The 19,719-nt window shown below is 46.5% G+C and carries 16 protein-coding genes and 2 pseudogenes; 5 read left to right on the top strand and 13 right to left on the bottom strand.

What is annotated here, in order from left to right; genetic code table 11:
- Nucleotides 1-10: 10 nt before the first annotated feature.
- Nucleotides 11-1,408 (bottom strand): amidohydrolase family protein, encoded by a 1,398-nt coding sequence (locus ACJ8PL_RS10225; protein ID WP_047740647.1) that lies wholly within the window; start codon nt 1,406-1,408, stop codon nt 11-13.
- 142 nt (nt 1,409-1,550) lie between these two features.
- Between ACJ8PL_RS10225 and ACJ8PL_RS10220 the strand changes: the two genes are divergently transcribed.
- Together ACJ8PL_RS10220 and ACJ8PL_RS10215 are read left to right on the top strand one after the other, a co-directional pair.
- The gene (locus ACJ8PL_RS10220; protein ID WP_047740646.1) at nt 1,551-2,438 is read left to right on the top strand and encodes a LysR family transcriptional regulator; all 888 of its coding nucleotides are present in this window, start codon (nt 1,551-1,553) and stop codon (nt 2,436-2,438) included.
- A gap of 236 nt (nt 2,439-2,674) precedes the next feature.
- Nucleotides 2,675-3,834 (top strand): annotated as a pseudogene (locus ACJ8PL_RS10215) (IS3 family transposase).
- A 78-nt stretch (nt 3,835-3,912) separates the two neighbouring features.
- Here ACJ8PL_RS10215 and ACJ8PL_RS10210 read toward each other — a convergent pair.
- A complete protein-coding gene (locus ACJ8PL_RS10210) occupies nt 3,913-5,103 on the bottom strand; it encodes a CynX/NimT family MFS transporter (protein WP_442531170.1) in 1,191 nt (396 codons plus the stop codon).
- 86 nt (nt 5,104-5,189) lie between these two features.
- On the opposite strand from ACJ8PL_RS10210, the gene ACJ8PL_RS10205 reads away from it, so the two are divergent.
- On the top strand, nt 5,190-5,984 hold the full coding sequence (locus tag ACJ8PL_RS10205) for an AraC family transcriptional regulator (RefSeq protein ID WP_047740638.1): 795 nt from the start codon (nt 5,190-5,192) through the stop codon (nt 5,982-5,984).
- 297 nt (nt 5,985-6,281) lie between these two features.
- On the opposite strand, the gene ACJ8PL_RS10200 is transcribed toward ACJ8PL_RS10205, so the two are convergent.
- From ACJ8PL_RS10200 to ACJ8PL_RS10160, 9 genes and pseudogenes are all read right to left on the bottom strand, one after another.
- On the bottom strand, nt 6,282-7,229 hold the full coding sequence (locus ACJ8PL_RS10200) for an ArdC family protein (RefSeq protein ID WP_047740636.1): 948 nt from the start codon (nt 7,227-7,229) through the stop codon (nt 6,282-6,284).
- A 1,081-nt stretch (nt 7,230-8,310) separates the two neighbouring features.
- Complete coding sequence (locus ACJ8PL_RS10195) at nt 8,311-8,718, bottom strand: DUF6527 family protein (protein WP_071844519.1); 408 nt, start codon at nt 8,716-8,718, stop codon at nt 8,311-8,313.
- Complete coding sequence (locus ACJ8PL_RS10190; RefSeq protein WP_047740634.1) at nt 8,715-9,908, bottom strand: ThiF family adenylyltransferase; 1,194 nt, start codon at nt 9,906-9,908, stop codon at nt 8,715-8,717. Before ACJ8PL_RS10190 ends, ACJ8PL_RS10195 begins: the two co-directional genes overlap by 4 nt.
- Nucleotides 9,883-10,566, bottom strand: a complete 684-nt coding sequence (locus ACJ8PL_RS10185; protein WP_080962815.1) for a multiubiquitin domain-containing protein — start codon at nt 10,564-10,566, stop codon at nt 9,883-9,885. The genes ACJ8PL_RS10190 and ACJ8PL_RS10185 overlap by 26 nt, the downstream gene beginning before the upstream one ends.
- 249 nt (nt 10,567-10,815) lie before the next feature.
- Nucleotides 10,816-11,153 (bottom strand): annotated as a pseudogene (locus tag ACJ8PL_RS10180) (transposase); the annotation flags it as partial.
- 186 nt (nt 11,154-11,339) lie between these two features.
- Nucleotides 11,340-13,091 carry a hypothetical protein gene (locus tag ACJ8PL_RS10175; RefSeq protein ID WP_047740633.1) on the bottom strand — a complete coding sequence of 584 codons (1,752 nt, stop codon included), beginning with the start codon at nt 13,089-13,091 and terminating at the stop codon, nt 11,340-11,342.
- The gene (locus tag ACJ8PL_RS10170) at nt 13,088-13,567 is read right to left on the bottom strand and encodes a hypothetical protein (RefSeq protein ID WP_039356835.1); all 480 of its coding nucleotides are present in this window, start codon (nt 13,565-13,567) and stop codon (nt 13,088-13,090) included. Before ACJ8PL_RS10170 ends, ACJ8PL_RS10175 begins: the two co-directional genes overlap by 4 nt.
- Nucleotides 13,564-14,841 (bottom strand): dsDNA nuclease domain-containing protein, encoded by a 1,278-nt coding sequence (locus ACJ8PL_RS10165; RefSeq protein ID WP_227505318.1) that lies wholly within the window; start codon nt 14,839-14,841, stop codon nt 13,564-13,566. The genes ACJ8PL_RS10170 and ACJ8PL_RS10165 overlap by 4 nt, the downstream gene beginning before the upstream one ends.
- Before the next feature lie 384 nt (nt 14,842-15,225).
- Complete coding sequence (locus ACJ8PL_RS10160) at nt 15,226-16,059, bottom strand: oxidoreductase (protein WP_079452258.1); 834 nt, start codon at nt 16,057-16,059, stop codon at nt 15,226-15,228.
- Between the two features lie 105 nt (nt 16,060-16,164).
- Here ACJ8PL_RS10160 and ACJ8PL_RS10155 point away from each other — a divergent pair, with 105 nt between their 5' ends.
- Nucleotides 16,165-17,085 (top strand): AraC family transcriptional regulator, encoded by a 921-nt coding sequence (locus ACJ8PL_RS10155; protein ID WP_234212963.1) that lies wholly within the window; start codon nt 16,165-16,167, stop codon nt 17,083-17,085.
- A 12-nt stretch (nt 17,086-17,097) separates the two neighbouring features.
- Nucleotides 17,098-17,385, top strand: a complete 288-nt coding sequence (locus ACJ8PL_RS10150; protein ID WP_234212964.1) for an Lrp/AsnC ligand binding domain-containing protein — start codon at nt 17,098-17,100, stop codon at nt 17,383-17,385.
- On the opposite strand, the gene ACJ8PL_RS10145 is transcribed toward ACJ8PL_RS10150, so the two are convergent.
- On the bottom strand, nt 17,382-18,509 hold the full coding sequence (locus ACJ8PL_RS10145; protein WP_123867417.1) for an MFS transporter: 1,128 nt from the start codon (nt 18,507-18,509) through the stop codon (nt 17,382-17,384). The two genes, ACJ8PL_RS10150 and ACJ8PL_RS10145, sit on opposite strands and share 4 nt — an antisense overlap.
- Before the next feature lie 138 nt (nt 18,510-18,647).
- The gene (locus tag ACJ8PL_RS10140; RefSeq protein ID WP_123867415.1) at nt 18,648-19,706 is read right to left on the bottom strand and encodes an alpha/beta hydrolase; all 1,059 of its coding nucleotides are present in this window, start codon (nt 19,704-19,706) and stop codon (nt 18,648-18,650) included.
- Nucleotides 19,707-19,719 lie beyond the last annotated feature (13 nt).

Raw genomic sequence — 19,719 nt, 5'->3', positions numbered from 1 at the left:
TTATTCCCTGTCAGCTTGCCTGTACCAGCGGCAGGAATTTCTCCGCAAAGATGTCCGGCTCATACCCGGCGGCGGCGAAAAGGTGTTCGCGTGATTCATCGATGGCAGCACGAAGACGCTCGCTGTCCACGCCCAGAACTTTGCCGTTCTGCTTGACGATGCGCCCGCCAATCATGACGGTATCGATGTTGCTGCGTTCAGTTGCATGCACCACCGTCCCGAAGGCATTCCCGTTCGGATAGAGATTGAGATCAGCAGCGTTAATCAGGATCAGGTCGGCCTGTTTGCCTGGCGTCAGGCTACCCACTTTATCCTGTAGTCCAGCACAGGTCGCACCATCGACGGTTGCCGACTTCAGCAGCTGCGCTGCCGGGAGCGTTGTCAGAGAATGCCCTGAATCACAGCAGTGCTGCTTATGCATACCCATTACTCGCTGCAGATAGAACGCCACGCGCATTTCCATAAACATATCTGTGCTGTAAGACGTTTCGTTATCCACGCTCAGGCCAGGATTGATGCCATGGCGCTGCGCGGCCTCAATGGCAAACATCCCGCTTTCAATGCCATAGTGCGAATCTGAGCGCGGACAGACGTTCACCCGTACGCCGGCTTCACGCAGGATTTCCCAGCCCTCATCAGGCAGTGCTGTGCAGTGGTTGAAGATATTGTCCGGGCCCAGCAGGCCCTGCTGATGCAGTGATTTAAGCTCTGAAGCCATTTCAGCGCCAAAGAATTCGGTCACGATTGGCAGCCCGAGCCGGCGGGCCTCGGCCCACAATTCCGGCTCCAGCTGGGCCATGACGCCCAGAGAAACCAGTCCCTCAGGATTGTCTTTGAAATATTTTTCCTGCAGACGCTGCCAGTTACCCGGCCAGTGCGCTTTATCCCATTCGCCTGCTACCGGCGCGCCGGAAGCATGAATAGCGCGAATTCCGGCATCAAGCAGGGCTTCAACGGCGGCGTCTGCATGTGCTGCGGTACGGCTGTTGTGCGAGTTATCAATCATGGTAGTGATACCCGCATCAATCGCGCCCAGCGCCGTCAGGAGATTACCGACATAGATATCTGCGGGCCGATAGTATTTCGCAAACGAGAAGTGCGTGGCATTGCTATAGTCGTCCAGACAGGTGGCGTTGGGGTTGATGCGGCGCAGCTGGCCTTCCCAGGCGTGACGATGAGAATCGACCATCCCCGGCATAGCAATCATATTTGTGGCATCAATGACGTGAGCACCCTCGGCGTTCAGGTCCTTACCGATGGCGGTGATGGTTGACCCTGTGACAAGAATATCGCCACGTTCATAGTTACCAACATTCTCATCCATACTCAGTATGGTTGCACCGCGGATCAGCGTTACCGGCGCATTTGCCGTCTGATTGTTAACAATATTTCTGCTGTAATCGGTCATTTGAATTGTCTCTTTCAGGTTCAGAAGGAAAACAATACGCCTCCTATTTAAGCTGAAAAAGATGACTAACGTGTTTTCATCATTCAGAATTTGCGAATAATGATGGTTATCACCGTCACATGCTATTCAGGAGCGCAATCAGGTGGATCGAATTCAGGCTATGCAGGTTTTTATAAGGGTGGCTGAGGCCGGAAGCTTTGTCCGGGCAGCGGAAACACTGTCCCTGCCTTCTTCTACTGTTACCAGCACCATCAAAAACCTGGAGAAATATCTGCAGGTGCGTCTGCTGAACCGGACCACAAGACGGGTCAGCCTTACTCCGGAAGGTATGCAGTATCTGGCGCAGTGCCGGGAAATTCTGGCCTTAATTGAGCATACGGAAGCCAGTCTGGCCGATTCGAACAGGCGCCCCCGTGGCCGTTTACGCGTTGATATGCCCGGCGGTATAGCGCACTTCCTCGTGATGCCAAACCTGAAAGAGTTCTACAGCCGTTATCCTGATATTTACCTGATGATCGGCGTCAGCGACCGGCAGGTTGACCTGGTTCAGGAGGGCGTGGACTGCGTGATCAGAACCGGAGAGTTACTTAACTCCACGCTTGTAGCCCGTTCGCTCGGAGAATTTCGCTGGATCACCTGCGCCTCTCCCGATTATCTCAGGGAGTACGGTATTCCGCAGTCACCTGAAGATTTATCTCATCACCGGGCTATTCATTATTTTTCCGGACAAAGCCGGCGTACAGACGAATTGCGTTTTGTAAAGGGAACAGAAACGCTGTCCGTACCCGTCAGGGGGCAGGCAGCCGTCAACGAGACGGGACTCTATATAAAAATGTGCCTCGAAGGATTCGGGCTGGCGCAGCTTGCTGAGAACGTTGTGGCAGAACACCTTCAGAAAGGAACGCTGGTTGAAGTCCTGGCCGACTGGCAGCCGTCGTCTGTTCCTGTCGCATTGCTTTATCCCCATCAGCGTTTTCTTTCACCCGCCGTACGTGCATTTGCAGACTGGATAGATGAAATATTCAGTTGATACGTCTGTCACAGCTCCCCGTTGCACACTAAAAGTCAGTCATAAGGCTTGCTTATTATATTATTACTGACCGCGATCGCCCTGAGCGGCCTTTTCACCGAAAAGTCCGCTCATCGGGATAGTACAGATGGCTCCGGTACCATTAAGACGCTTCAGAACCTCGATGGAAAGTGATCTTACCCAGCAATAGTGGACACGAGACTAAGTGAGTAAACTCTTAACCAGAGGTGACTCATATGGCAAAACCAACGGCGACCAAAAAGCCCCGTAAACAACACACGCCGGAGTTCCGCCAGGAAGCCATCAAGCTTGCTGAACATATCGGCGTGGCCGCTGCAGCTCGCGAGCTCAGCCTGTACGAATCGCAGCTCTACAACTGGCGCAGCAAGCAGAAAAATCAGGCAACGTCCTCTGAGCGCGAGAGTGAACAGGCAGCTGAAATTGCTCGCCTCAAACGCCAGCTGGCTGAAAAGGACGAGGAGCTGGCCATTCTCCAAAAGGCCGCGACATACTTCGCGAAGCGCCTGAAATGAAGTATGTCTTCATCGAAAACCATCAGGCTGAGTTCAGTATTAAAGGCATGTGCCGGGTGCTGCGTGTGGCCCGCAGCGGCTGGTATGCCTGGCGGAGCCGTTGCACAGTTATCAGTGCACGCCAGCGCTTCCGACAGAACTGCGACAGCCTGGTCTGTAGCGCCTTCAGCCTGGCTAAACAGCGCTACGGAGCACCCCGCCTGGCAGAAGAGCTGCGTGCGCAGGGCCTGACATACAACGTGAAAACGATAGCCTCCAGCCTGCGGCGTCAGGGTCTGCGGGCAAAAGCTTCACGCCGGTTCAGTCCGGTAAGCTACCGTGAACACGGTCTGCCGGTCTCAGAAAACCTGCTGAAGCAGGATTTTAACGCCAGCGGCCCGAACCAGAAGTGGTCGGGAGACATCACATACTTACGTACGGCTGAAGGCTGGCTGTACCTGGCCGTGGTCATCGACCTCTAGTCGCGGGCCATTATCGGCTGGTCGATGTCATCGCGGATGACGGCAAACCTGGCCTGCGATGCGCTTCAGATGGCGTTATGGCGGCGCAGGCGGCCAAAATACGTTATCGTTCATACGGATCGGGGCGGGCAATACTGCTCAGCGGACTATCAGGCGCTACTGAAGCGGCATAATCTGCACGGGAGCATGAGCGCCAGGGGGAACTGCTATGATAACGCCTGCGCGGAGAGCTTCTTCCACTCGCTGAAGGTGGAATGCATCCATGGAGAACGTTTTACCAGCCGTGAAATGATGCGGGCAACGGTGTTTAATTATATAGAGTGTGATTACAATCGCTGGCGTCGTCACAGTGCCTGCGGCGGCCTCAGCCCGGAACAGTTCGAAAACCAGACCCTCGCTTAGGGACGTGTCCACTTCACGTGGGTAAGATCAAAGCATCCGCCGCAGAGGATCAGCTGGTACCCTGTTGTGTAAACCCATTCAGCCCGGCTGCTGTACAGGTTCCAGGTGCGCATCTCGTCCGGCAGCCATTCCGGTGCAGGCTCCTGCAACTGAGATTGCTGTGGTCATCAGTAATGGCACCGTCCAACCTCCGGACAACTCCTGTACTTTACCCAGCAACAGCGGTCCCATCGCCGCCATCAGATAACCGATACTCTGCGCCATACCTGACAGCGCGGCAGCATCACCAGCGTTTGTAGTGCGCAACCCGATGAAGGTCAGACCCAGCATCATGCTGGCACCCGAGCCGAAGCCGAGGAGTGCAGCCCACAGCATCGCCAGATTTGGCAAATAAAGGATGCCAATAAAGGACACTGCGGTTAACAGGCTGACGCCAGCAGCGGCTAATTTCTGATCGTTAAGACGACGCAGCGTGGCTGCCAGAATCAAGCCGGGAATGGCGGTGGTAAGCTGAAGGATACCATGTACCTCACCAGCCTGAGCTGAGGAGAGCCCACTGCCTGTCAGAATGGCTGGCAGCCAGCCGACCGCAACATAAAACGGCATCGCATTCAGGCCCATAAACAAGGTGACCTGCCACGCCAGAGACGAGCGCCAGACCGCAACGGTCGCTGCTTTTTTCTCACCTGCTACTGGCAGTTGATGCTTTTTCTTAAACTGCGGCAACCATAAAAGCAACGCAAGGAGCGGTGCAATAACCAACATGGCTAACGCGATGTTCCAGCCCCAGCTCTGCGTCAGAGGAATGACAATGGCAGAGCCAATGGCGCCAGCGGCGCCCATGGTGATGGAATATGCTCCCGTCACGGAAGCCACGTTGCCGGAAAAGTCACGCTTGATCAGGCCAGGCAGCAGGACATTGCCCAGGGCAATCCCGATACCAATTAACACTGTTCCGCCATAAAGCGCCCAGACGCTGTCTGTTGAGCGAAGCAGAATCCCCGCTGAAATCACGACCAGGGCACCAAAAAGGGTGCGTTCCAGGCCGTACTTGCGGGAAATCGATGCGCTCATTGGAGAAAAGGCGCCAAAGGCCAGTAAAGGCAGCGAGTTAAGCAGCCCAACGGCCGTGATACTTAGGTCAAAATCATGGCGAATAGACTCTAAAACGGGTGCGATAGCGGTAAAAGGAACACGCAGGTTAATGGCGATAAAAAGGATGCCGGTCACTAGTAGGATTGAAGACCACTTGTTCGTAGTGTGGGACATAAGTTTTGCTTTCTCTGAAAAAAGAAAGACTTTAAAGGACGCATGAGTTACAGAATATAGATAACCTGACAACATATAGCTAAATCATGCCAGTTAATAAAAAATCCGTGACCTCGCCGGAAGAGTTTAATGCCGATGATTTCAGTCAGGCCGCTATCGCCCTGCATGTATCATCGTCAGGCGAGTATGCCGGGCAGAGTCCGCACGCTCATCGCAAGGGGCAACTTATTCTCTCTTTGCGCGGTGCAGTGCGCTGTGAGGTTGAGGATGCGCTGTGGCTTGTTCCACCGGGACATGCCGTCTGGGTTCCGGGAGAAATCCCCCACCGTTGCCGGATCACGAAGAATGCAGACACGTGCTTTTTATTCATCGAGCCCGGCACGGCAGCGATGCCAGAAGTCTGCTGTACCATAGCGATTACACCTCTGGTCCGCGAGCTTGTTCTGTATCTTGCAGAGCAGGAACATGCTTATTCGCCTGACAGTAAGACCGCAAGGCTGGCAGCGGTGCTGCTGGAACATATACCGGATGTGCCGGTTAAAACGCTCCACCTGCCGAGATCCGACCATCCTAAAATCCGGACTATGGCTGAGGCACTTTTTAATGATCCTGATGACCGGAGGACGTTAAAACAGTGGGCTGCTCATCTTGCTACCAGCGAACGATCTCTGGCCAGGCTGATAAAAGAGGCGACAGGAATGAGCTTTGGTCGCTGGCGTCAGCAACTGCATTTGATGATTGCCCTGAGCCATCTGTCTGAAGGTCAGCCCGTGCAGTGCGTAGCCGGAACGCTGGGATATGATTCGGTCAGTGCGTTTATTACGATGTTCAGAAAAGCGCTGGGTAAATCACCGACGCAATATTTTTCTTCCCTGGATTAGTACACAAGCACAGAAGGCGGATTTATTCAAAGAACACCAGCGTCCGCTTTTCGCTCGTTGCCGACCGTCATGCTGAATCGTGTTATAACAAAGAACACGGCCAGATCAAGTCTGAGCCTATACATCTAAAGTGATGAGCGGGCTCTTTGCCGCCCGCCCCCGCAGCCTGCGAATTTTTCCTGACACACAGTGCCACGAAAAATTCGTAGGGAGGTTATACCTTTAACACCACCACGACTCTGCCCACAAGAATATATTGTCAAAGCCACATTCCTTTGCGGCTTCTTGCCCCTGCCCTCAGGCTTTATCCATCAAATAACGATGTGCTTTTGATGCCGCACTGGCGGCTTTGAAAATATAGCGTTTGTCGTTTTTCAGTGCTTTCAGCCAGGAAGCGATATAGCTTTCGTGCTGAACCTCTCCGAGAATCCCCAGATCCGCCATAAGGAACGCGCTTCCCAGCTCGGCGATCAACTCCTCATAAGCATAATCCTCACTACCAAATTTTCCTTTAATCTCGCGATTCAGGCGGCTTTTACCACCACTCCAGTGCACCAGTTCATGCAGTCCAGTGGCGTAGAAATTGGCTGCATCTGAAAACAGATAGCGCTCTGGTAGCCAGACTTCATCAGTTGAGGGTCTGAAAAAGGCGTTTTGTCCTTTCTCAATAATGTTTGCGCCGCTCTTCTGGAACAGATTTTCAGCCTTCGGCAATGGGTCAAAGGTTGCTTCCGGGCTGACTGTTTCAGTTGTCAGAGGCAAGCCGTCAATTTGCTGAACGTTAAACACGGTGAAAGTTTTCAGCATCGGGATCTGGTCGATTCCACCATATTCGTTTTCTTTCTCTAAGGTTGTATAGAAAATGGCTGTCGTGCCGTGCTCGCCTTTGCGAACCTGCCCACCTACTGCCTGTGCTTGTTTGTAGGTCATCCAGCGTGAATCACCGAAGCCCTGTTTTGACGCACTGCACCACAGCAGCATGATATTCATTCCGCTATACGAGATACCGGTTGCGAAGTTGCAAGGCAACCCAGACATGCCCGGCACCCGTTGCCACGGGCAAGACCATGGTTTTACACCGACTTCAAGCGCTGCAATGATGTTGTCGGTGACGGTCTGATAAATATCTGTTCTGGTTTGAGAAAACTTCGTTTTTGAGGAGCCTGACTGCTCCAGCGGGGATAAGCTGGTCGCCGCTGCGGTGTTAGGGGCGCTAGTCTGGGTGGTATGCAGGGAAATGGTCATGTTTTTTCTCCGTCAGTGGTGTGATTTTCGTCTTCGTATCGCCTGACGATTCGCTTTCCCGGCATCGTTCCGTCCCGCAAGGGCGCAGAATGCGTGCCATTTACCCTTGCGGGACGGGTTGTGTTGGGAAACGATTAACCGGAAGCTGATACGGGAACGAAAATCACGCTGGAGAAAAACTGCTCCTGCATAGGCGGGCGTAGCGCCCCTTGTTCCAGAGTGGTGAAAGGGGGTTGGGGGTTGGGGTTGGGGGTTGGGGTTTGGGTTTGGGGTTTCCTGATAGAATCACATAGTGGGTGATAATATGTTTATCAACCGAGTTAGGCATTCATGTTCGCTGGAGATGGTTTTTTCTGTAAAGTCTCGCTCCGCCATTCTGATTCATATATATGATAGCTAAATTAAAATTTATTCAGAAAAATCAATCCAAACAACAAGTCGGCATAAAAATAATATAAAAAATGAATTAATTAATAATTAACAGTCACTCCAAGCCAGTAAAAATTAAAATCCCTCTCCTAGATTGATCTCCCGACTAGCCATATCATTATATATAAGCACCTCCCATGTGCTAGGCAGTTGTGGTTACAACATTAAGGCGATTGCAGTTATATTTCCGGCCTTGTTGTGTCAGCCTAAGCTGACGCGAGCCCTAATGAACTTCGCTGGCTTATGTCTCGTTACTTGTACGAACTCAGAGTTCGATAATTTTTCAGGTTTAGTACGCCTGGACCTTACCTATTTTGTCATTACTTACGACTAGTTGAGCAATCGCAGGAGACTTACTGATTTTGAGTCCTTAACAGCTACATCGTTTCCGGCTGGTTTAAATACTACTTATCGTGAGGCAGAATAGAGCAAATGGTTCTGGCCATTTTATTGTCCAGCACCGCCGATGCAAGTTTTACTGGCCGCTTTTTAAGGAGTTCTATTACCTAGGGCCCCGCCTGTTCACCTTTTGAGCTTGCGTTTTGCAAAAAATTTATTAACCATACATCCATATTTAATTTAAAAAAATTACAATAAAATATTAGGGAGGAGCAATCTAATTGCCCCCATGAATACTTCAAAAACCCAAATCTTATAAGCCAAGTTTATCTTTAATCCACAACCAAATTTTATTAAACACGCTCTGCTTGGAGTAAATGCGATTATAATGGTCAATTCGGGCTTGTTGCTCTCTATACCTTCCCTCTTGGATTTGCTTTTCAGTCCAAGCGCCGCACCATACTATCTTACCCTTTCTAATATAATAGTGAGATTTACATTCTTTTTGCCAATTACCTACAGAGGGATGTAAAGTTGGCCCCTGCTCAGTTTTAACAATACTCCACTCGTTGACATCTATTGGGGTTCTAATCTTTGCTCCGCATCCACATGCACATAAATGAGATGCCGTACCAAATCTTTCCGAGTAATAAAGGGTATTTGGCTCAAGATCTCTAGGCATACTATCAACTTCAACTAGCTTTATAGTAAAAGTTTTCATGATATTGACTCAGATACAATTTTCAAATCAGATATGTTGAATAATGTATGGTAAAAGTCTTCTTCACTCGAGTAAAATCCTTTATATTGCTTGAATTTTATAACTGCCAAGCAGGCATTCAATGCATTGAGCTCGCCGATTTGAATATTAGTGCGATATAAATTATCCCTTTGTTTAGATAAGTCAGAAAGATTTTTATCCAACACTTCTTGGGCGCTCCCCTCCGGATAGTAAGTAGTTCTTATCATTCCGCTTAAGGTTCCTGATTTCTTAGATAAGCCCATGCCAACATCAATGTAAGGTATTCCTAAACTAATTAATGCTTCAAATATCTCTGCTCTTGACTCCCCATTATCTACACAGACAAAAGCAAAAGTCACTCCCTGTAGTAACTCTAATGATTCTGTACCAATCTTCTGTGTTTTAAGGAAAACTCCATGTCTGAAATTATCATATCGCTCCTGATATACAGTGCTTTTCTTTTTCTTAAACTCGGTATTTTCCGTTTTCCCAGGAGACCTGAAAGCATTATGAATGAAGAAATCGTCGAAATCGAACCCCCTTATTTCCTTGACTGGAGTCTTGACCAAAAAATCAAGAATATAAGAACCAGTGCCCCCTAGCCCTATAATTGCTACAATTTCACTTTTAAATTTATTCGACAACTCAACTATTTCGGCTCTGCTCGTTAAAGTATCTTGGAATTTAAAAACGCTATTTTCTTCTATATCAATTTTATGATTAAAGGTATAAGGATCAACATTGTATAATTCCATAGCTGGTCCAGATATTATTGATGTATAGCTTTCAATTTTTTTAAAAAAATTTTCAAAGTTGCCAGGTACCCCTTTTACATAGGGTTTATTTGAAAATTGTCTTTGAACTATTAAATCTGTACAATTTTCGCTTAATGTTAATGTAGCAGGACGGTCTGCTAAATTCGGGATCAACATGCCGTTTACATCACAAGGAGATTCTCCGGTAAAAAAAACCTGATGATCTTCTTGCATAACAGTTTCTGCGTCTTTATATACGATTTTGCATATAAATGCAGCGTACAATAATTCCTTACTTTCATTTAAGTAAGGAATATCTCTAATTATCAGATAATTACTATCGAAGCTTACCGCATAACCTTTTTCAACTAACAAGTTTAAGTCTTGATTATGACTGACCAGTTTCTGAAACATTGAATTCCATCCCGTTTTTTACATTAATGATAGCGCCTTTAGTGAGAATGCCTTCAGGCTTTACCCCTGGACCTTTTTTATATTTAACAGAATACGTTATTTCAGGGTGGGTAGCGTAATCAGGCACTTCCAATGTGACTACCTCTTCATAACTAATTTCTTTTTTGTACCACTTATGTAAAATTCCTTCTACAAAAATATCAAATGATAAGTCAGGCTTCTTTTTAGTATAAAAGCGTTCAACACTGGGTTGGGTAATATCTATAAGCCTATCATCATTAACTATTTGATCAGCCTCATCCTTATACTCTAAAAATAGATCGAAATCGCTTGAGTTTTTTTTGATAAGTTTCTTTATATCCCCCCCCCTGATTGCCCTCGGCCAAACCAAGTTGAGACCATCAACAGTAAAATTATAACTAGCATCGCCTTCTATGATATAAATATCGCTAGGGCTGGAAATATCTATTTTTTCATTAGGCCTTAATTCTTCCAGCTCTAAATTTTTTACCTGCTGATAAACCCTATAATTTTCAACTGGGTGCACACCAAAAACATCAGCCAACTCTCCACCTGTAACTTTGGCATCGTCAAAGGTGAAATCACTAAATTCAAATTTATCATCGGAAATTTTAACAACGTAGTTATTGTTACTCATTTTTCACCTATCTTTTTTAGGAGGAATCATCATTGACTTTTTAAATCGAATTCATGTTTCAATTTATTACCGAAAATTACGACAGTCAAGTAAACATGAAATAATTAAGATTATTTTTATAAGCAATTGTTTTTTAACAATTATTTTTGAAGAATGAAGATTAAAAATCGAATTTCGATTAGTATTTACATCTTGCTGACAAATAATTTTTCTAAGAGAGGATTTAGGTGGGGGTTCGGGCTGCTAAAAATAGACTGCCCTACTCAGTGATAACTTCCTGCATGCCCGGCAGATGCTCATGCCAAATTTTTGCGATCAGATAGCCCATAAGTTCACGTTTTATCGTTGGTTTTAAAGCTTTTTTCGATGACATCTTTCAGTGCCCCATATTCACGACCAAGCTCGGCAAACATCCTTTTGAGACGACGGTTTTCATCCTCAAGGCCTTTCATCTTTTTGATATCAGAGGCTTCCATCCCACTGTACTTAGCTTCCCAGTTGTAGTTCGAGGCCACAGATATGCCTGCTTCACAGCAGAAATACTTGACAGCACGTACGGCTTTGACGTACTTCAAAACGGCGATGATCTGGTGTTCCGTGAATAGGGTTCAACGCATAGCGATGTCCTCAGGGAACATAATCCGGCTGTCGGAAGATCTCTAAAAGTGGATGATTCGTTTTGCAGGGATGCTTAAGGAGGTGCTCATATCATTATATATAACTTGCCATAATAAAATGACACATGCCGTAATAAACGGCATGAAAAAATTAAACTAGTATCTTCTTAAAAACATTTCATGCTGTTCACCAGGATATTTTGGTGTAAGCAAAATATCATTTTCATCACCTAAATACTTATACTCTGTGGAAGAGAATATAAATTGAAAATTAAACTTTTGAGATAACTTCTTCAAATTAAAAATGAAATTATTGATATCTTCGTAATGTATCTCATGCTGTTTAGGCGTATCGAATATTGCAAACATGAACGATTTATTTTCTAATTCAAGCATGCTTTCAATTAATGCACTACGATAAGCAAGTATAGCTCTTACTTTTGTACTTCCTTTGAGTTGCTCTAAAGTTTCAAAACCTAGAACAGGGCTAAAATCTTGCTCAAATGATATATTAAAATCTATGTTTGGGGTTTTTAAAACTTTTAGCCAACTGATGTACTTTTCTCTCAATGTAGATTTAACCCGCGTTAGCCGTGGTATTGACTGTCTATTTTTACCTAACCCCTCCAGTTTATCTAGCGCATTTTCCCGCTTATTAAGCATTTCGACATACTTATCCTCCAAAATTGATATTTTATGTAACTCACTTTTTTCTAACTGTAATTTAAACAACATAGATGTTATTGAAGAAATTGCATCAATTACTGATGAGAGGTCCTCTTCTTCTATGATTCCATTTCTCATAGAGTTGAGGTCTTCGACAGTTTTATTAACATAAGCTATTTCTTGTGTGATTTGATCATATCGTCCTCCATCCAAATTCAAGCTTCTTTCAATATCCTTGATTTGATCTTTAAGATATAAGAGATGTTTTGCATAACTTTCCGAACTACGCGAAAACATTTTACAATCAAGAGACGGACATATTTCTTCAAAAGAACGAAATATTCTTTTAGCTTCTTCGTTAAGGTTTAACGTATTGATCTCTGTATTAATTTCTTTCATTATCTGAACTAATGAAGACTCTCTTCTAGCGATAAAACTCAGTTCTTCGTTTAAATCCCTCAAGTTTTCTTTTTGTCTTCTTATAATTTCATCAATGCTATGAAGGGAATCATTCTTCAATGACTTACTATTTTTCAATACTGAAAGTTCATTTTTTAGATCTATAATTGAATTATCGATAGATTCTATATCTTTATCTTTATTAGCCTCTTTAGCTATTTCAATATCTCTTCTTTGTATAGCTAACGAGTTATCTAGGTATTTAATTTCCTCCATTATATTAATGGATTTTTTCTTAACATCGAAGGAATGTTTTTCGGGCAAAAAGAATACAATTCTAAGCATTTCAGAGAATTGATCTTTTATAAAATTATTTGGTGAATAATAAAACTTTGAATATCCGAAATCCTGATCTAAATAAAAAATTGGTAAAATAGTTGCTAAATACGGGTATGATTGCTTATTTTGGGTTGTAAGAAGAGATGGATATGCTAGTGATAGCTTTTCTAGGATATATTTAGAGTAATCCGCTTGATTATAAAACATTGATTTTTTGCTATTACATACTAATGATAAAATGAACTCAGTATGTTCAAAATCTCTTGTCGCCCTAAAATTATCATTTCCTATGGTAAAAGTAAGGGTGGCCGATTTGCATAGTTTATAAATATCCTCTCTGAACTTACATGGATACCCTAAGCAATAGGAGATAGATTGTAATAATGGAGTTTTGCCACATCCATTTGGGCCATAAAGCTCAGTTATATGCTCCCCAAAAATAAGCTCATCTGATTCAAGACCTGAAAAATCTCTTCCATTTATTTTGAGACTTAATAATTTCATAAAATTTCACCGTCCAATTTTGAATCAACGCAGTAATTCCTGTATGCTCTATCTATCAAGGCTAGATTATAAGACAAATCACTTTCATATATAAACACTTCGTCAATAACTTTCTTCCCCAATTTCGTAATGTTTAACTTGTTATTTCTTTCGTCTATTATAATTAGACATACTGACTCAAGGAAATTCAAAGCGGTAACGGTTCGTATCCTAAGATTTGCTGACCATCCTAATAATTGTGATGATCCTTTAAAACCTAGCATGACATCCTCTAAAAGTTTCCCTACCAAACCTCCAACTTCATTTACTCTTGGTTTCACTCTATTTTTAGATATTAAAAGTATTATCATGGCTATTAAAGGAAGTTGAAAAAGAGCTTCGTTATTAAGGCCAACACTTTCTTGTCTTTCAATATTTTTTATATCTATTCTAATATCTTTTTGAGATATACTATCGAAAAATTCATCGTAATTCATTTTGAACGCTCTACAAGTCTCGCAAAGAGGCTTCCAGTCAAAGCTTCTTTATCTAAAGAATTAAGTAAATTATTTTCAAATAACGAATCATGTAATTCATTAACAACCGATCTTAAGCCTGAGAGAAATAAAACACCATGCATAAATGTCAGCTTATCTAATGTTGAATTTATTTCACTATCTATAGTAATGTAATCTAAGTCAGAAATTACATGTCTGTTTTTTCTTAACCACTGATCCCATTTTATTTTACACCTTGCAAAAAAATCAATTTGACTTTCACTAGCTCCAGCCTTTCTTAACAATCTCTCAATCACAGATGCTGATTTCAATGCATGCTCATCCCCATTATAAAGAAACTCATAATAAGCATTTTTGGAGATACTCAGTACATCCAATAAATCATCTATGTCTATTCCAGACAGATCCTTAATATTGCCCCTTGAGCAATCGTTGATTTTTACGCTTGACTTATTATTAACAAGAGCTAAAAGAGAAAGTAATATCTCCTTAGCTTCAATATGTGATAAATCTATTTCGCTGTATTTAAAAATTTTTTCCTTTGCAAGAATCTCAAATGTTTCATGTTTGCTTTTTATATATTCAACATCGGTTTTAAATTTTAATTTCTTGAGGTTTTCTTTTATTTCTTCAATTTCGAGATTTTTCTTCCCGTCTCTGATAGAAATGAAGCAGTTATTAAACGAATCAATAATCAGTTTACAATGTACACTGGAAAACGCATCGGTTTTAATATCATCAATGACATTCTCAATATCTTCGTCAATATGGGTATTTGTAAGAAAAATGACTTCCTTACAGGTATCTTCAAAATTTATAGTGTGTTGTAATAGTTTACCGACAAAACTATCTCTAATCATCTCATCTGTTTGAGGGTTTTTTTTAGTTTTTCTTTTTAATATTCCAAATACTTCTCGAAGTTTCCATATTTCACGTAATTTCTCCTTAGTTTTGACTTGCACAAAGGTATAATGGATATCATTAGCGACAACTCTCTCGACCACAAAATCGTCGTGAAATTCACAAAACACACGTTTTACATCTTTACCTTCTAAAATTGATAAACACGCGATACTGGCCGCTCGAATTTGAGCGTTATATCGTTCTAATGTGTCTCTGCCTGCTTGTTCTCTCGGTTTAACCTCATGTAACTCAGCCATAACATTCCACATTGGTCCAAAAAAACATATAGATAATGTAAATGCTGAAATCATTTTTTGAAACAAAAAATTCAGAAAATCAATCACAAACATCTTAATTCAACACTGTTTTTTTATCCAGTTAAAAATGCAAATTATCCATGCTTCAAGATCTGTCAATTCATTTTATGCGAATGTCCGAACTTAATTTCACAGAAAAGGGAACTCTTAGACAATCCACTGTAGAGTTGATTTGGTTGAATTAGCCTTACTCCGTACGTTGAATGTGGTTAAGCGCATGATCAAAATGGGGTCACTTTGGTGGTCTTGACAACTCGAGAATTATGGATCACTATTTTTATCAGCCAGTTACTGGCGAAGGCGATCCCAGTCAGAGGAGCCATATTTAGAGAAGCCCGCTTAAGGAAACTTAAGCGGGCTTTTTGCTGTTGGGCGGTCATAATCGGTGATCCCTACGCCCTCCCTACCCGACACCGTTCAGCCATCCGTTGAACGGGTCAGTTTCTCCCATTGTGCAATTTCCTGACCTAACGCCTCGAGCTTTTGCCGCACCAAACTTAATGCGTCACTGCCTAACAACAGATGCGTGGGTGGGGTCTGGCTCTCGATCAATGCCAGTATGGCGTGAGCCGCCTTCACAGGATCGCCGAGTTGCTTGCCGCTTTTTTCCTGGCGCGCCTGACGAACAGGTTCAAATAACGCGTCATAGTCCGGGAGACGGCGAGGGCTGCGTACCATTGAACGCCCGGCCCAGTCCGTTCGAAACGAACCGGGCGCCACTGCGGTCACGCGTATGTTGAACGGGGTAAGCTCCTGACTTAACGCTTCTGATATCCCTTCCAGTGCAAATTTGCTGCCGCAGTAATAGCTGATACCGGGCAAGGTAATGAAACTGCCCATTGAGGTGATATTGATAATGTGGCCGCGACGGCGCTGGCGCATGCCCGGCAGCGCGGCTTTGATCATCGCCACCGCGCCAAACACATTGACGTCAAACTGGCGGCGCAGCTCTGCGAGCGGAGATTCTTCCAGAATGCCTTCATGACCGTAACCGGCATTGTTCACCAGCACATCTATCGGACCGACGGCGGACTCAATCTCTCCAACCACCTCATCAATACGCTCAACGTCCGTGACATCAAGCAGATAGCCAAAAGCCCGCTGCGTATCGAGCGCGCCGAAAGCCTGTAGCGCTTCGCTGTTGCGCACCGTCCCTATAACCCGATGCCCCACGGCGAGGGCTTCCCGCGCCAGCGCCTGACCAAAGCCACTGCTGACGCCGGTAATTAAAATCGTTTTTGCAGATGCCATAAAAAGAACTCCCATGAACCATGAAGGTTGCATGGTATTCTCTGCTCTGCCGCATTTTTAGGCCGTATCTTCTCTTTTTCTTGCCTGATTTTATGAGGTGGTGGGATGTCCGACATGATTGCCCTGATGAATAGACTTGCGGTGCAAGAGGGATACAACCTCACTGCCCTACCTGACGTGCGAATTTTGCGTTCCGATCGCCCGCTTGCCAGAACGCCGGTGCTGTACGATCCGGGGATCGTGATTGTCTGCCAGGGCAGCAAACGCGGCTATTTCGGTCAACAGACCTATTTATATGATGAGCAGCACTACCTGGCGGTTTCGGTGCCGGTGCCGTTTGTGATGGAAACCGACGCGTCGGCAGCGCATCCGCTGCTGGCGATTTACATGCATCTGGATTTTCAGCTTGCCGCTGAACTGATGTTGCAGATTGAACAGCATGGCGCCCCGCATCTTCCCGCCGCGCCGCAAAGCATGATGTCGAGCCCCATGGACGGCGCGGTAAAAATGGCCGTACTTCGCTTACTTGACGTCCTGGCCAACCCGCTTGAGGCGGCAATCCTCGGTCCGGCGCGGGTACGTGAACTCTATTTCCGCGTGCTGACAGGCGCACAGGGCAACGCAATGCGTGCCGCGCTAGCCTTACAGGGCCAGTTTGGCAAAATCGGTAAAGCGTTGCAGCACATCCACGCCACTTACGCGGAGCCGTTAACGCTGACGCAGCTGGCGATGATGGCCGGCATGAGCGTGCCGACCTTTCATAGCCATTTCAAAGCAATAACGCAGATGCCGCCGATGCAGTATGTGAAATCGGTACGCCTGCACCAGGCACGGATGCTGATGGTGCGCCAACAAATCACCGCCGCCGCCGCGAGTTACGCCGTTGGCTATGAAAGCCCATCGCAATTTAATCGCGAATTCAAGCGTCTGTTTGGCCTGCCACCGGCAGAGGAGATAAAACGCATGCAGCGTCACTTCGCCATTCCGCCCGCGCAGCCTGCGTCGGAATTTGTTTCATCGCACTGAGGCTTATTCAGTATGGCGAACGCGACCTTGAGGTATAGAGTACTAACGTTTTTGGTGACCGATACCAGCAGCTTAGCTATCAAGCAACGCGCGCCCTTTTGCAGTTCACCAGCCGCAAGGAAGTGGAAGAATTGCATACCCTTTGCCGAGGACGGTTGCGTCTTTATCAAAGTACGCGCCGCCGATACCGAATCGCTGGAGAATTTCCTGATGGAGATCCAGAGCTTTGAGGGCGTACGCTCTGTGCGCAGCGACATCTCGCTTTCCACGTTTCTGGCGCGCGGGCCTTCGCCGGATTAAGGCGCACTGCTCTTCTGGCGTGAGGTGAAAAACGTCAACACTCCGGCGCAAAGCAGCAGCATGCTACTGATGGCAAAGGCGCTCTGCCAGCCGAGATGGTCAAACACCATGCCTCCTGTCGTTGAACCAAGCGCAATCGAGAGCTGAATCACCGCAACCATCAGTCCGCCTCCGGCTTCCGCATTGTCGGGAAGCGTGCGGGCAATCCATGTCCACCATCCCGTTGGGGCGGCGGTGGCCAGCATGCCCCAGAGACCTAACAGCAGCGAGACAGCCCAAACGTGATGCCCGGTAAGAATCAGGGCGACGGCAATGACGGCCATCAGCCCAGGGATAACCATCAACGTTAGGTAGAATTTCCTGTTGAGGAATGCCGAGACAACCAGCGTGCCAATAAAACCGGCCATGCCGATAATCAGTAAAATCAACGACAAGCCAGAGGAATCAACACGCGTCACCGTCTCCAGGAATGGGCGCACATAGGTAAATAGCGCAAACTGCCCCATAAAGAACAGGCCACAGGCCAGCATGCCAAGAGAGACAACAGGACGAGCGAACAGGCGGAGTACGGTTCCACGTGATGCAGGAGCTTTATTGCCGTTCATACCAGGCAAACTAACGCACTGCCAGATAAAGGCCACCACCGCGATAGGAACCAGGCACAAGAAAGCGCCTCGCCATCCGACAGTGGCGCCAAGGTAGCTCCCCAGCGGGGCTGCCACTACCGTCGCCAGCGCATTGCCGGCGTTGAAAATAGCCAGGGCACGCGCGACTTGATGTTGTGGCACCAGACGAATCGCCGTTGCCGCAGACATCGACCAGAATCCCCCGATCGCAATACCTATCATCGCGCGACCGGCCATATACACCAGATAACTGGAGGCCAGTGCGATAACGAGCCCCGACACGGCCATCAGAAACGTCATCCCCAGTAACAGGGACTTGCGATCCCTGTTTCCAGCCAGCGCCGAAAGCGTCAGGCTGGTCAGGACGGCCAGCGCGCCGGAGATGGCAATCCCCTGTCCTGCCAGTCCCTCCGTCACGCCTAAATCACGGGCAATCGGCGTAAGCAGGCTGACGGGCATAAATTCCGATGCAATCAGCACAAAGACGCACAGGGTCATGGCAAAAATGCCGCTCCAGTGAGCGTGCTGATTATTCGGTGATGGTGTTTGGCTAAGTATAGACATAGTCAGATTTCACAAAAGTCAGAATAAAGCCACCGCGTAGACAGGTGGCTTTTAATGTTGTCAGTAGAGGGTTTATTTCAGATTGGCTTTGAAAAATTGTTCGAACTTAGCGAAAGGTATTTTTCCGGCAACGTTATCGTACAGGTCCACATGATTTGCACCGGGGACAATCACCAGCTCTTTGTCTTTACTGCCGACCGCCTTATAAGCATCTTCGGCAAAATAGCGTGAATGCGCTTTCTCGCCGGTCACGATAAGCGTCGGGATGGTGATTTCACTGGCGTAGCTCAGCAGCGGCATATTCATAAACGACAGCGGCATCGTTGCCGTCCACGCTCCCGTAGAGTTAACGGAACGCGCGTGGAAACCGCGCGGCATGCGGTAGTAATCAAAGAACTCCTTCAGCACCGGATGCGGATCGGCCGGCAGGGTTTCTGGCAGAATGCGCTGACCCGCGCTGACCTTGCCATTTCTGTCGACGTTAATATCATGAGCGCCGTGAGCGAACGTTCCACTTTCCGCATCCTTCCAGCGCTGTTCATTCAGATACTGCAGAACGGCACGACGGTCAGCGGTGGAGTAACGGTCTTTGCCATCTCCCACGCCATGGCCCATCGCCCGACTCATATCGTACATTACGCTTGTTGCCACTGCTTTAACGCGGGTATCCATCGCGGCGTCGTTTAACGCCATGCCACCCCAGCCGCAAATGCCGAGCAGCCCGATACGGTTGCGGTCCACCTCTTTTTGCAGCCCTAAGAAATCCACCGCCGCGCTGAAATCTTCCGTATTGATATCCGGTGAGGCGACGTTTCGCGGATAGCCGCCGCTTTCCCCCGTGTAAGAGGGATCAAACGCCAGGGTAATAAACCCTTGTTCCGCCAGCGTCTGCGCATACAGTCCGCTGGATTGCTCTTTCACCGCGCCAAAAGGCCCACTGACCGCAATCGCCGCCAGCTTGCGATCGCCGCGATCTTTGGGCAGGTAAAGATCGCCCACTAAGGTGATGCCATATCGATTCTGGAACGAGACTTTACGATGATCGACTTTCTGGCTCTCGGCGAACGTTTTATCCCATTTATCTGTCATGGATACAGGGGCGTTCGGATTGGTTGAATCAGCATAACTCATTGTCGTGACTCCA

It is taken from the genome of Serratia sp. CY83965, from assembly GCF_052166375.1.
Classification (GTDB): Bacteria; Pseudomonadota; Gammaproteobacteria; order Enterobacterales; family Enterobacteriaceae; genus Serratia; species Serratia marcescens.
This window is presented reverse-complemented; position numbering and strand designations above follow the sequence as displayed.